The following is a 251-nucleotide window of genomic DNA, read 5'->3' as shown; positions in this document are numbered from 1 at the left end:
AGGACCGGATCTCCGTCGCCGCCGTCAACGGCCCCTCCTCGGCGGTCGTCGCCGGGGACGCCGACGCCCTCGACGAACTCGTCGAGCGCTTCACGGCGGACGGCATCCGTGCCCGCCGGGTCACCGTGGACTACGCCTCGCACTCGGCCCATGTCGAGGCCCTGCAAGCCGAGTTGCTCGACCTGCTCGCCCCCGTCACCCCCCGCCCGGCCGGCATCCCGTTCTGGTCCACCGTCGACAGCCAGTGGCTC

At 73.3% G+C, this 251-nt stretch carries 1 protein-coding gene; it reads left to right on the top strand.

Going from position 1 to position 251, the window contains the following annotated elements:
• Positions 1–251 (top strand): acyltransferase domain-containing protein (locus tag AE652_RS21175; protein WP_049653870.1); only part of this gene is annotated, 251 nt, incomplete at both ends.

Source organism: Kitasatospora sp. MY 5-36 (genome assembly GCF_001182915.1).
GTDB lineage: Bacteria > Actinomycetota > Actinomycetes > Streptomycetales > Streptomycetaceae > Kitasatospora.
The sequence above is the reverse complement of the archived record's forward strand: the minus strand, read 5'-3'. Positions and strand labels throughout refer to the sequence as shown.